Consider the following 13,074-nt stretch of genomic DNA (forward strand, 5'->3'; position numbering starts at 1 on the left):
GGGGGGAATAATGACCTTTTCCAAGAAATTCTGCGGCGTGATGGGGGCGGCTGCGCTGACCCTTCTCGCAGCCGCACCGGCGCTCGCCGCGCCGATAAAGGCGCCAGACGCTGCCGCAATGGCCAGCATGGTCAACAAGGGCGACGTCGCCTGGATGCTGATCTCGGCCGCGCTGGTGCTGATGATGTCGATTCCGGGCCTTGCCCTGTTCTACGGCGGCCTGGTCCGTACCAAGAACATGCTGAGCATCCTCATGCAGGTGTTCACGATCGTTTCCGTGGCTGGTCTGGTCTGGACCTGCTGGGGCTATTCCATCGCCTTCACCTCGGGTGGCGACAATCATTTCTTCGGCGGTCTATCCAAGGCGTTCCTGATGGGCGTCGATGGCACGACCTCGGCGGCGACGTTCAGCAACAACGTCTATCTGCCCGAATTCGTGTTCGTCGTCTTCCAGATGACCTTCGCCATGATCACCCCGGCGCTGATCGTCGGTGCGTTCGCGGAGCGCGTGAAATTCTCCTCGCTGATCGTGTTCGTCGTGCTGTGGCTGACCTTCATCTACTTCCCGATGGCGCACATGGTGTGGTATTGGGCTGGCCCGGACTTCCTGGCTGATGCTCCGACCGACTATGGCATGCTCTGGGGCTGGGGCGCGCTCGACTTCGCGGGCGGCACCGTGGTCCACATCAACGCGGGTATCGCGGGCCTCGTCGGCGCCATCATGATCGGCAAGCGCGTCGGCTTCCCCAAGGAGCCCATGCCGCCGCACTCGCTGACCATGACCATGATCGGTGCCAGCCTGCTGTGGGTCGGCTGGTTCGGCTTCAACGCCGGCTCCAACCTGGAAGCCAATGCCGTCACTGGCGTCGCCTTCATCAACACCATGGTCGCCACCTGCGCGGCGGCGGTGAGCTGGTCGCTGGTCGAACAGGTCCACCATGGCAAGGCTTCGTTGCTCGGCGCAGTCACCGGTGCTGTCGCTGGCCTCGTCGCCATCACCCCGGCGGCTGGCTTTGCCGCTCCCATGACTTCCATCGTGCTCGGCTTCGCCGTCTCCCCGATCTGCTACCTCTTCGTGGCGTTCGTGAAGGGCAAGGTCGGCTATGACGACAGCTTGGACGTGTTCGGCGTGCACTGCATCGGCGGCATCGTCGGCGCGATCGCGACAGGTATCGTCGCGGCTCCTTCGCTCGGCGGTCAGGGTGTGTTCGACTACACCGTCTTCCCGGCAGCCTTCCATCCGGAAGCCTACAGCATCCCGGCCCAGGTCTGGATCCAGACCAAGGCGGTGGTGTTCACCCTGCTCTTCTCGGGCATTGGCAGCGCGATTATCTACTTCATCATCGACAAGACCATGGGTCTGCGTCCGAGCCGCGATGCCGAGATGGAAGGCCTGGACCTCGCGAGCCACGGCGAGCGCGCCTACAACTACTAAGACTTCGGCAGGGCGGGCCGGAAAGAACGGCCCGCCCGCCACACGATGTTCCTCCTGCGAACACGCCTCGGGACCGGTACGAAAGTATCGGTCCTTTTTTTTGATGTCAGGCCTTTGGTCGGGTCCAGAGATGTGTTGGCCGGGGCACCGGTAAAGGCCAGCGGCGGGACCGGGCCACGATCTGCAACCCGGCCCGGAACACCCAGCCCAGCTTTTGACTCTTCGGCGTCACCACGCGATCGTCCCAGGCATGATCGCCCCGCCGATCCACTTCGCGCGCGATATCGCCATAAATACCCGCTGCGGCCAGAACCGCCCAAGCGGAGCGCGGCGGCAAGGCGCCCGTGCCATGCCGGGCGCTGGCCTCATAATCCGCGGCCAGACCGGCGAGACGGCGCGCCAATATCACTAGCTGCGGACGGAAGCCTGGCTCCATATGCCTGCCGCAAGGAATGTGCATCTCCGCCAGCCATTGCTGGGGCAGGTAACAGCGTCCCGCCGCCTGATCCTCACCGATGTCGCGCGCAATGTTGGCGAGCTGAAACGCCAGTCCCAAGTCGCAGGCCCGGTCAAGCGTAGACTCATCCGCCGGATCAACCCCCATCAGCACCGCCATCATGCAGCCGACCGCGCCAGCAACATGATAACAATAGCGCAGCATGTCCGCTTCGTTCTGAGGCCGCCAATCTTCAGCATCGAGCGCGAACCCTTCGATCAGGTCATGCGCATAGCGGGCCGGGATGGCGCATTCGCGCATCACTAGGCCAAAGCCATCGAAGGCGGGATCGCCCGTCGGCTCGCCGCGCAGGGCGGCATCGGTCAGCGCCCTCATACTGGCAAGGCGCACCTGCCCATCGGCCACGCCTCTCATTACGCCACCATGATCCTGCCCGTCGGCGATATCGTCGCACTTGCGGCACCATGCATAGAGAAGCCAAGCACGCTCACGCGTTTGCCGGTCGAACAGCTTCGATGCCAAGGCGAAGGATTTGGAGCCCCGGGCGATACTTTCGCGGGCATGGGCGACAAGGGCGGTGCGATCGAGAATGGTCACACTGCGGCCATGCCCCGCGCCGATGGTCGCCGCAAGGGTGGCACGAATTACAGCCTGTCGGCCTTCATCGAAAAGATCGGCTCGTGCGCCTCATAGGCTGCCATTTTATCAAGCAGCGCCTCGATCGAGTCGGCATGGACCAGGATGTCGGCATGTTGCGGGCGGATGAAGCCGGTGTCGATCATATGCCGGTTGAAGGCGATGAGCTGGTCATAGAAGCTCGACACATTCAACAGGCCAACGGGCTTGGCATGATAGCCCAGTTGCGCCCAGCTGATCGCCTCCCATAACTCATCCATGGTGCCAACGCCGCCGGGGAGCGTGATGAAGCCGTCAGACAGATCGGTGAAGCATGCCTTGCGCTGATGCATGGTCTGGACGACGTGAAGCTCGGTGCAGCCCTGATGCGCGACCTCCGCCCGTACCAAGGCTTCCGGAATGACGCCGATCACCTCGCCTCCGGCCTCGAGCGCGGCATCGGCAACCGCGCCCATTAAACCCAGCCTTCCCCCGCCATAGACGACTCCGATGCCCCGCCCAGCAAGCGTACGGCCGACTTGGCGAGCGGATTCCACATAGACCGGTTCAGCAGGTAAAGCCGATCCACAATAGACGGCCAGTCGCTTCACAGCAGGTCTTCGAGCATCAGCGCGGCGGTCGCCTTCGCACTGCCCACGACGCCAGGGATGCCCGCCCCCGGATGAGTACCGGCGCCAGTGAGATAGAGGTTCGGGATCACGTCATCGCGGTTATGGGCGCGGAACCAGGCGCTTTGCGTCAACAGCGGTTCAAGGCTGAAGGCGCTGCCAAGATGAGCGGACAAGTCGCTCTGGAAATCGGGCGGCGCATAGTGGAATTGCGTGACGATGCGAGAGCGGATGTCGGGGATAAGACGATGTTCGATCTCGTCAAGGATGCGCTCCGCATAGACCGGGCCGAACTGCTTCCAATCGATCGGCAGCTTGCCCATGTGCGGCACCGGAGCGAGCGCGTAAAAGGTTGAATGGCCGTCCGGCGCCATCGACGGATCGGTGACGGTCGGGTGGTGAAGGTATAGCGAAAAATCCTGCGGCAACACGCCGTAATCGTAGATGTCGGTCAGCAACCCTTCATAGCGCGGACCGAACAGGATCATATGGTGAGGGATGCCGGGCCAGCTGCCCTTGATGCCGAAATGCAGCACGAACAGGCTGGGGGACCAGCGCTTTCTCGCGAGGCTCTCGGCCTGTTTCTGCCCTCTTGGATGATGGCCGAGAAGATCCCGATAGCTGTGCATGAGATCGCCGTTCGTGGCGATGGCATCGGCTTCCCCCCGCCATCCCGACGCGGTCGAAACCGCAACCGCGCGATCGCCGTGGGTTTCTATGCGCACGACGGGGTCGGCGAGGCGCAGCGTACCGCCGAGCCGCTCGAAATGCGTCGCCATGCCCTGGACCAGGCGGTTCGTGCCGCCCTTGGCGAACCAGACGCCGCCATCCTTTTCCAGCTTGTGGATCAGCGCATAGATCGCGCTGGTCTGCATCGGATTGCCGCCGACCAGAAGCGTGTGGAAGGACAGCGCCTGCCGCAGCCTTTCGTCCTTCACATAGGAAGAGACGATGGAATAGACCGAACGCCATGCCTGATGCTTCGCCAGCGCTGGCGCAGCGCGGATCATGGAAGCGAAGTCGAGGAAAGCCACCGAGCCGAGCTTGCGATAGCCTTCCTCATACACGCCTTCAGCATAGTCGAGAAAGCGCTGATACCCCGCAACATCCTGCGGGTTCAGCTTTGCGATTTGCGCCCGCAGGCTGTTTTCGTCGTTGGAATAATCGAAGTTTGTGCCGTCGCGCCAGTTCAGCCGGTAAAAGGGAGTGACCGGCACAAGGCTGACATCTTCCGCCATGTCATGACCGGAAAGGCGCCAGAGCTCTGCAAGGCAATCTGGATCGGTGATGACGGTCGGGCCTGCGTCGAAGACGAAGCCGTCCTTCTCCCACATATAGGCGCGCCCGCCCGGACGGTCCCGTGCTTCCACCAGCGTGGTGTCGATGCCCGCCGATTGCAGGCGAATGGCAAGAGCGAGGCCACCAAAGCCCGCCCCTATTACTATCGCTTTGCGGTTCATCAGGCGGAGGGGGTCAACAATGCGCGCATGGCGCTCCTTATGGGCACCGGCGGGCGTCCACACAAGATGCGGATGCGATCGGCCCAAGTTGATTGGCCCCCGTAGAAGCGACCGACCAGATGGGGATTGAGTCGATAGAAGCGTTCGAAGATGCGCCAGCGCTGGTCCGGCCGGGCAGCGCGAAAGAGCATCTTGCCGAGCAGCCGGTAATATCCGCCAGCGCGCCAATGCGCCGCAGCGCGGGCACGGGTGGTGGCGGCAAGGTCTTCGAGGGGCTGGTCGGCGAGCCAGAGCGCGGTGGCAGCGGCGTCGGGAAGTGAATAGCCGGTCATCGGGTGAAACAGTGCGGCGCGAACTCCGGCGCGGGCAATGTCATCATCCGCTGGCCAGAAACGATCGAAGTCGCCGCCATGTACCACGGGAAGGACGCCGCTTTCCTGATGGATGACCTCTTCGACCTGCCAGCCTTGCTCTTTCGCGTAGGCGGCAATCCGGCTGGTGAGCGCCGGGACATCGAGCGCCGGATCGTCGCTATAATAGGTATCCTCGACGAAGATGGTGCGATCATCGAAGGGGAGCAGATAGACGAAGCGATAGCCGTCGATCTGGGCGACGGTCGCGTCCATGATCACGGGGCGCTCCAAGCCGTGTGGGTGATTGAGGCGGAGGACCTGGCCGACGAACTTTTGCCAGCCGCACTCCAGCGCCGACATATCGCCGCCGCCGCGAGTATCGAGTACGGCGCGAGCCTGGATATGGCGGCCGTCGCCAAGGGTGACGCTCGTGGGCGTGATGTGGGTGACGTCGGCGTTGAGCAGGACGCGATCGCCGAGGAGTTGGCTGGCGTGGGCGTCAAGCTGAACGGAGGCGATGCTGTTATAGGCAGTGGGCAGGCGGCGCTGGTATGCGGGGAATCGGACTTCATGGCCTTGGGGCCAGCGATGGGTGATGAGCGGATCGACCAGCCAGCGATCGGCGGGGCGGACATCGCCGTCGAAGAAGGACCAGAGATGGTTGCCGCCCAGCGATTGGCCGCGTTCGATCAGGAGCAGATCGACGTCTGGGCGGAGGCGGGCGAAGGCGAGCGCGGTCAGAGTGCCGGAAAGGCCGCCGCCCAGAATCGCTAGGTCGCAGTCGAACGTCTTGGCCATGAGTCCTGTTAGGGAGGGTGAATTAATGAAGCAATTGGCGAAAAGAACGGGGTTTGACGAAAATGGCCATATAGGATAGGGGGGTATCCTATGCATGTGATCGAGAACAAGGAAAAGCTGCTGGCGCGGGTGCGGCGGATCGCGGGGCAGGTCGGCGCGATCGAGCGGCAGCTAGGCGGAGATGCGGGCTGTTCGGAGACGTTGCAGCTGGTCGCTTCGGTGCGCGGTGCGGTCGGCAGTCTGATGGAAGAGCTGATCGAACAGCATATGCGCGACCATGTCGCCCGCCCCGGCCTGACCGATGAAGAGCGGCAGACGGCGGCGGAAGAAATGCTGGAGCTGATCCGGCGGTACGGGAAATGACGATGCACGGCCACTCCCACCCTCATGACGCGCCGCAGGCCCAAAGCGGGGCGCTGCCCCCCTTCCCCACCAATGGGGATGAGGAAGAAAGCCATTATTTCGACCATATTTACCTGAGCGCGGGCCATGACCAGAATGCCCGGCGGACGATGTGGGTCGTGTGGCTGACGGCAGCGACGATGGTGGTCGAGATCGCCTTTGGCTGGATCACCGGGTCGATGGCCCTGCTGGCCGATGGGTTCCACATGGCGACCCATGCGGGCGCGCTGGCCGTGGCGGCGGCGGCCTATGGCTATGCCCGGCGTCATGCCCGCAACCCGCGCTTTACCTTCGGCACGGGGAAGGTCGGCGACCTTTCGGGCTTTGCATCCGCCCTGCTGCTGGGTGTCACTGCCCTGTTCATCCTGGTCGAATCGGTGCTGCGCTTCTTTGAGCCTGTATCGGTGAAGTTTGGCGAAGCGACATTGGTCGCGGTCATTGGCCTCGCCATCAACCTGATCAGCGCGTTGCTGCTGGGGCATGACCATAGCCATGATCATCATGGGCATGATCATGAGCATGCGGGGGGCCATGGGACGGATCACGATCATGGGCACGATCACAAGCATGGGCATGCCGACAATAATCTGCGCGCCGCCTATGTGCATGTGCTGACCGACGCGCTGACATCCGTGCTGGCGATCGCGGCGCTGCTCGCCGGGCGCTATATGGGCTGGTGGTGGCTCGACCCGGCGGTGGGCATATTGGGCGCGGTGGTGATCGCGCGCTGGGCCTGGGGGTTGATGAAGGACACCTCGGCCATCCTGCTCGACACCGCCGAACCGGCGTTGATGAAGCGGATCAAGACGCTAGTGGAGGCCGAGGGCGCGATCATCCATGACCTGCATGTCTGGCGGATCGGGCCGCACGCCCATGCCGCGATCATCAGCCTGGCGCCGGGCGGCGATGTTGCCGCCGTGCGGCAGCGGGTGCGCGCGCTACCAAGGATGGAGCATGTCACGGTCGAGTGCGGCTGAACCCAGGCTTTGTTTCCATTCGGGCTGAACGGTGGGACAGCCCGAACGGGGTGATAAGAGGCACGACGCTTTAGCGTTCGGCTTGGGGCACGAGATCCCAGCGTTCGCTGGGATGACGGTTGAAAAAATACGTCAGCGTTTCGCTGTCATGTAAGCGAAAGATATTTGTCACTGAACTGTCACTGAAAAATCATAATTCGCCCCTCGATCGAAACAGGGGAAATTTTCGTGACAGGTTCCAAGATGAAAAGCATGGCTCTGGCCGTGAGCCTGCTGGCGTTGATGCCGGAAGTGGCGCAGGCGCAGAGCAACGAGGCGTTGCAGCGCCAGATTGACGAGTTGAAGGCGCAGGTTCAGGCGCTGACGAATGCGCTTGCCGCCAACAAGGGCAGTGAAGTCGCCAGCGCGAACGCATCGGCCACGCCTGCTCCGGTCACGGGCTCGGCGACGGCTCCTGCGGTTCTTGCCGCTGCGCCCGCGCCGCCGGTCGTGACTCAGGCATCGGCGCCGGAAAAGAAGTCGAAGGCCTGGTATGAGCGGCTGTCGCTGCGCGGCTATACCCAGATGCGCTATAATGCGTTTCTGTCGGGCGACGACACCGCACCGGCAGGCCAGTCGCGCCTGCGGTCGGTGCATGACAGCGGAATTTCCGACAAGAGCAGCTTCTCGCTCCGCCGGACGCGCCTTGTCGTTCAGGGTGACATTTCCGATCGCGTGTCGCTCTACCTTCAGTCCGATTTCTCCGCTGCCGTAAACAATCAGGCAGGCAGTGAGCGGCGGGAAGGCTTTGTACAGCTGCGCGACGCCTATGCCGACGTCTTCCTGGACAAGGCCAAGACATTCCGCGTGCGCCTGGGCCAGTCCAAGGTGCCCTATGGCTGGGAGAATATGCAGTCGTCCTCCAATCGCCTGACGCTGGACCGCAGCGACGCGATCAACAGCGCGGTGCCGGGCGAGCGCGATCTGGGCATCGTCGGCTATTACACGCCGCCTTCGGTGCAGAAGATCTGGGACCGGCTGGGGCATGACGGGCAGAAGCTGTTCGGCAATTATGGTGCGTTCGGTCTGGGCGTCTTCAATGGTCAGGGCATCAACAAGACCGAGCAGAATCGCGGGCTGATGAAAGTTGCCTTTGCAACCTGGCCGTTCGAACTGGATGGTCTGGACGGCATGTTCGAGGATCAGGTGTTCGAAATCGGCGGGTCGGCGATGATGAACGACTACCAGCCGGAAGTGCGCAACGGATCGACGGTCGCGATCAGTGAGCAGTCCTATGACGAAAAGCGCGTCGGCATCCATGCGATGCTCTATCCGCAGCCCTTCGGCATTCAGGCCGAATGGAATTGGGGCAAGGGGCCGGAGTTCGACCGGGTAAGCCAGTCGATCGAAAAGAAGAAGCTGAACGGTGGCTATGTCCAGATGATGTATCGCCTGCCCACGGATTCGATCGGCGTGCTGGTGCCTTATGGCCGCTGGCAGCATTATCGTGGCGGGTGGAAGGCTTCCACCAATGCGCCTCGCCTGGAAACGGACGAGTTTGAATTGGGGCTGGAATGGCAGCCGTGGAAGGCGCTGGAGATAACGCTGGCCTATGCGCGGATGAAGCGGGCCGAAGCGGACGAGCGGCGGACGGGTCGGGCGACGGGAGACCTGATCCGTACGCAGGTGCAGTGGAATTACTGATTGGTGGCGGGCAAGCGGTCAGGCTTCGCTGATCGCCTGCCCCGCTGCCCAGCCGCTGGCCCATGCCCATTGAAAATTATAGCCGCCTAGCCAGCCGGTGACGTCGACGGCTTCGCCGATCGCGTAGAGGCCGGGGACGCGGCGCGCCTCCATGGTGCGGGAGGAGAGTTCGGCGGTGGAGATGCCGCCGACCGTGACTTCCGCCTTGGCAAAACCTTCGGTGCCATTGGGGGCGAAAGACCAGGCGGCAAGGCGGCGCTGCGCTTCTTCCAGCTTGCGGTCGGCGATGTTGCCAAGGTCGCCGGAGAGCGCGAGGCGATCGGCCAAGGCGTCTGCGAGGCGGTCGGGAAGATGGGCGCGTAGCAGGCTGACGAGCGACGTGCGCGGCTTGCTACGCTTGGCTTCGGTCAGCCAATTGGCGGGCATGTCGGGCAGGAAGTCGAGGCTGACTTCGCTGCCATGACGCCAATAGGAGGAGATTTGCAGGATGGCCGGGCCGGACAGGCCACGGTGGGTCAGCAGCGCGGCTTCGCGGAAGGCCGTCTTACCATGGCGGGCGATCACGGGCGTCGAGACGCCGGAAAGTTCGCGGAACAGCATATCTTCGCCCCCGAGGGTGAGCGGGACCAAGGCGGGGCGCGGCTCCACCACCTTGAGGCCGAACTGCCGGGCGAGGTCATAGGCAAAGCCGGTCGCGCCCATTTGCGGGATGGAGGGGCCACCTGTGGCGATCACCAGCGCGGGGGCCTGTGCTGTCTTGCCGCCATGGGTTACACTGTATCGGCCATCGGCGTGGGTGATCGCGCCGACAGGGTGGCCGAGGCGGATGGTGACGCCCCCTGCTTCGCACTCGGCGAGCAGCATGGCGACGATCTGGCGCGCGGACTGATCGCAGAAGAGTTGGCCCAGCGTCTTTTCGTGCCAGGCGATGCCGTGGCGATCGACCAGCGCGACGAAATCCGCTGCCGTATAGCGGCCGAGCGCGGACTTGGCGAAATGCGGGTTGGCCGAGAGATAGCGGTCGGGCGCGGTGTGGATGTTGGTGAAGTTGCAGCGGCCACCGCCCGAGATCAGGATTTTCTTGCCCGGTTGGTCGGCGTGATCGAGGACGAGGACACGCTTGCCGCGCTGCCCGGCGGCCGCCGCGCACATGAGGCCCGCTCCGCCAGCGCCGAGAACGATGGCGTCAAATTGATCGGCTGTGGTGGACAAGATCAGCCTGCGGAGAGCGCGTCCATGATCTGGCGGATCGGGGTGAGGTCATAGCCGGCCGCTTCCGCCTTTTCGCTGAGCGCTGCGGGGTGTTCACCGGCGCGAGCGCGGGTGAGTGCCCAAAGGAGCGTGCTGCGGGTGCCGGAGCGGCAATAGGCCAGGACCTTGCCTTCGCCTGCTTGGCCCAGTGCTGCGGCCATTCCGTCAAGCTGCCAGGGGGCAAAGCCGCCATGGGCGACCGGGACAGCGGCGTAGGCGAGGCCTGCGGCCTTTGCGGCTGCTTCGATTTCCGCGCCGTTGGTCTGGCCCGGTTCCTCGTCATCGGGGCGGTTGTTGATGATGACGGTCACGCCCAAGGCCTTGGCTTCCTCGACCTGATCGACGCTGATCTGGGGGGAGACGTAGAGGTTGGGGGTGATCTGACGGAACATGGGGCTGGACTCCTTCTGCCGCGAGCCATGCGCTTGCGGGGGGCGGGATTCAAGGGGGGTTTTTTGGTGGGCACAGGGGGGGCATCCGCCCTCCCCCTCTCCAAGTTCGCCTAGCTGCTGAAGCAGCAAGGCTGCCTATCCTCTCTCCTGAAGGGGCGAGGACGTAGTTAGAGGAAGGGGCGGATGGCGGCGAGGAAGGCGTCGCCAAAGGCGTCGAGTTTGCGCTGGCCGATGCCGCTGATGTGGGCGAGTTCGGCGAGTGTCGCGGGGCGTTGTTCGGCCATTTCGCGCAGGGTGGAATCGTGGAAGATCACATAGGGGGGCACGCCCTGTTCCTGCGCCAGTTCGCGGCGGCAGGCGCGCAAGGCGTCGAACAGCGGATCGCCGACGGGGTTTTCCGGATTGCCGTTACGGGCGCTGCGGCGGCGGCGTTCGCGGCGTGGGGGGAGGATCAGGCTGACCTCCTCCTCCCCGCGCAGGATCGGGCGGGCGCTGGGGCCTAGTTCGAGGCCGCCATGTTCGTTAGTTTGCAAAGCATCTTTTACGAGCAGCGCGCGGGAGACTGGGCGGAGGAGCGCTGCCTCTTCTCCGGAGACGATGCCATAGACGGAAATCTTGTCGTGGCCGCGTTCCCGGATGCGGTCGGTGACGGCGCCGGTCAGGACTTGCTCGATATGGCCGGTGCCGAAGCTCTGACCGGTGCGATAGACGGCGGACAGATATTTGCGCGCGGTTTCGGTCGCGTCGATGCTGGGCGGGGGATTCAGGCAATTGTCGCAGTTGCCGCAGCTCATCGGCGGGTTCTCGCCGAAATGGCGGAGGAGGATGGCGCGGCGGCAGGTGCCGGTTTCGACGAGGCCCCCGAGGGCGGTGATGCGGGTGCGTTCCCCCTGCTGACGGCTGGGGTCCAGTTCGGCGATGCGCTGGCGGGCGCGGGCGAAGTCGTCGGCGCCCCAGAAGAGGTGTGCTTCGGCCGGTTCGCCGTCGCGGCCGGCGCGGCCGGATTCTTGGTAATAGCCCTCGATCGACTTGGGCAGCGCGGCGTGGGCAACGAAGCGGACGTCGGGCTTGTCGATGCCCATGCCAAACGCGATGGTCGCGACCATGACCATGTCTTCGCTGGCGATGAAGGCGGCCTGGTTGGCGGCGCGGATGGCGGGGTCTAGCCCGGCATGATAGGCGCGGGTCGGGCGGCCGGTGCGGGTCAGGGTGTCAGCCAGCTTTTCGGTGGCCGCGCGCGTGGGGGCGTAGACGATGCCGGGGCCTTCGCTGGCGGAGATGAGATCGGACAGCTGTCGCGGCAGGCCGTCGCGCGGGTGGACGGCGTAGCGGATATTCGGGCGGTCGAAGCCCGCGATGATGAGGCCTTCGCGCGGGATGCCGAGCTGGACGAGGATGTCGTCGCGTGTGTGATGATCGGCGGTGGCGGTGAGCGCGAGGCGCGGGACGGCGGGGAACTCGTCCAGCAGGGGGCGGAGCAGGCGGTAGTCGGGGCGGAAATCATGGCCCCATTCGGATACGCAATGCGCTTCGTCTATGGCGAAGAGGGCGATCTTTGCCGAGCGGAGGAGGCTGCGGAAACCTTCGCCGCTTGCGCGTTCGGGTGCGACGTAGAGCAGGTCTAGGTCGCCATTGCGCAGACGGTCCTGAGTTTCGCGCCAGTCGGCATCGACGCTGGTCAGGCTGGCGGCGCGGATGCCGACCGCCTGCGCCGCGCGGAGTTGGTCGTGCATGAGGGCGATGAGGGGCGAGATGACGACGCAGCAGCCATCGAGCGCGACAGCGGGGAGTTGGTAACAAAGCGACTTGCCTGCGCCCGTCGGCATGATGGCGAGCGTTGGCTGGCCAGCCATGACGCGTCCGACGACCTGTTCCTGTACGCCGCGGAAGCCGGGAAAGCCGAAAATGTCGTGGAGGAGACTGGGGATGTCCGAACGCATTCGGCGGCTGTAGCGGGTTCGGCTGGCGAGGCAATGCAGATGCGCGACGGAAGAAGGTCGCGCTTCAGGTGGGCTGATAAAGTGGCTGTGCTGTGGATTTGCGGGCAGAGGGTTTGCCGAGCGCTGTGGCCGAAACGCTTTTAGGGCATCGCGTCTTAATCGGCGCTGCCCCCATTACCGTTCGCGTCCTGGTTCAACTTCTTTGGAAAGAAGAGGGCTTCGACATTCGAACGAGGCAAGTGACTCGTTCGGGCAGCCCGAACGGGGTTAGTGACCCATATAAAGGCACGGCGCGCTATTTTGGGTCTTCGGCGCTTCCGCGCGCCCTAGTCGATTGGGTCGAGGAGGCAGCCCCAGCCCTTGCGGTATTGCGCCGTGCGGGAAGCAAGAAGGGGGACGCTGGCTTCGACGCTGCGCGATTCGGGGTCGTCGGAGAGGGTGACGAAGGTCATGCCCGGTTCCTTGTCGCCCTTGCAGCTGTTTATTGCCCGCCCCTCCACATAACGGCAGGAACAGGTGACACGCGCGCCAAAACCCGCGCCCACGGCGGCGCGGGCGCGCAGGGCGCTCCAGTTCCATGCCAGCAGCAGGACGAGCAGCGCGACGATGGCGGCGAGCGCATAAATCCATTTCGGGCGTCCGGACATGCTCCCCTTTCCGATGAGCCGTGCTAAGGGCGCGG

The 13,074-nt window shown here is 64.1% G+C and carries 12 protein-coding genes; 4 read left to right on the plus strand and 8 right to left on the minus strand.

The features are described from left to right. Positions 1–10: 10 nt before the first annotated feature. Complete coding sequence (locus ACZ5TH_RS10200) at positions 11–1,435, plus strand: ammonium transporter (RefSeq protein ID WP_464793826.1); 1,425 nt, start codon at positions 11–13, stop codon at positions 1,433–1,435. 106 nt (positions 1,436–1,541) lie between these two features. On the opposite strand, the gene ACZ5TH_RS10205 is transcribed toward ACZ5TH_RS10200, so the two are convergent. From ACZ5TH_RS10205 to crtY, 4 genes are all read right to left on the minus strand, one after another. After that, a complete protein-coding gene (locus ACZ5TH_RS10205; RefSeq protein ID WP_464795096.1) occupies positions 1,542–2,441 on the minus strand; it encodes a phytoene/squalene synthase family protein in 900 nt (299 codons plus the stop codon). Positions 2,442–2,536: 95 nt separating this feature from the next. Beyond that, positions 2,537–3,118 (minus strand): LOG family protein, encoded by a 582-nt coding sequence (locus tag ACZ5TH_RS10210; RefSeq protein WP_464793827.1) that lies wholly within the window; start codon positions 3,116–3,118, stop codon positions 2,537–2,539. Beyond that, positions 3,115–4,596: a phytoene desaturase gene (locus ACZ5TH_RS10215; RefSeq protein WP_464793828.1), complete on the minus strand. Its 1,482-nt coding sequence runs from the start codon at positions 4,594–4,596 to the stop codon at positions 3,115–3,117. Before ACZ5TH_RS10215 ends, ACZ5TH_RS10210 begins: the two co-directional genes overlap by 4 nt. Then, positions 4,596–5,747: a lycopene beta-cyclase CrtY gene (crtY, locus tag ACZ5TH_RS10220; protein WP_464793829.1), complete on the minus strand. Its 1,152-nt coding sequence runs from the start codon at positions 5,745–5,747 to the stop codon at positions 4,596–4,598. Before crtY ends, ACZ5TH_RS10215 begins: the two co-directional genes overlap by 1 nt. Before the next feature lie 90 nt (positions 5,748–5,837). Between crtY and ACZ5TH_RS10225 the strand changes: the two genes are divergently transcribed. The 3 genes from ACZ5TH_RS10225 to ACZ5TH_RS10235 all read left to right on the plus strand — a co-directional run bounded on the left by ACZ5TH_RS10225 (position 5,838) and on the right by ACZ5TH_RS10235 (position 8,809). Then, on the plus strand, positions 5,838–6,110 hold the full coding sequence (locus tag ACZ5TH_RS10225; RefSeq protein ID WP_460986886.1) for a metal/formaldehyde-sensitive transcriptional repressor: 273 nt from the start codon (positions 5,838–5,840) through the stop codon (positions 6,108–6,110). Further along, entirely contained in the window at positions 6,107–7,126 is a 1,020-nt protein-coding gene (gene dmeF, locus ACZ5TH_RS10230) for a CDF family Co(II)/Ni(II) efflux transporter DmeF (RefSeq protein ID WP_464793830.1), read from the plus strand. Before ACZ5TH_RS10225 ends, dmeF begins: the two co-directional genes overlap by 4 nt. A 252-nt stretch (positions 7,127–7,378) precedes the next feature. After that, entirely contained in the window at positions 7,379–8,809 is a 1,431-nt protein-coding gene (locus tag ACZ5TH_RS10235) for a porin (protein ID WP_464795097.1), read from the plus strand. Between the two features lie 18 nt (positions 8,810–8,827). Here the strand turns inward: ACZ5TH_RS10235 and ACZ5TH_RS10240 are convergent, their stop codons facing one another. The 4 genes from ACZ5TH_RS10240 to ACZ5TH_RS10255 form a co-directional block, all read right to left on the minus strand. Continuing rightward, positions 8,828–9,961, minus strand: coding sequence for a BaiN/RdsA family NAD(P)/FAD-dependent oxidoreductase (locus ACZ5TH_RS10240; protein WP_464795098.1), 1,134 nt, complete (start codon positions 9,959–9,961; stop codon positions 8,828–8,830). Positions 9,962–10,023: 62 nt separating this feature from the next. Then, entirely contained in the window at positions 10,024–10,452 is a 429-nt protein-coding gene (locus tag ACZ5TH_RS10245; RefSeq protein WP_464778303.1) for a protein tyrosine phosphatase family protein, read from the minus strand. A 167-nt stretch (positions 10,453–10,619) separates the two neighbouring features. Continuing rightward, complete coding sequence (gene recQ / locus ACZ5TH_RS10250; protein WP_464793831.1) at positions 10,620–12,392, minus strand: DNA helicase RecQ; 1,773 nt, start codon at positions 12,390–12,392, stop codon at positions 10,620–10,622. Between the two features lie 326 nt (positions 12,393–12,718). After that, positions 12,719–13,039, minus strand: a complete 321-nt coding sequence (locus tag ACZ5TH_RS10255; protein WP_464793832.1) for a hypothetical protein — start codon at positions 13,037–13,039, stop codon at positions 12,719–12,721. Positions 13,040–13,074 lie beyond the last annotated feature (35 nt).

The sequence above is a fragment of the Sphingobium sp. TomTYG73 genome, assembly GCF_055394245.1.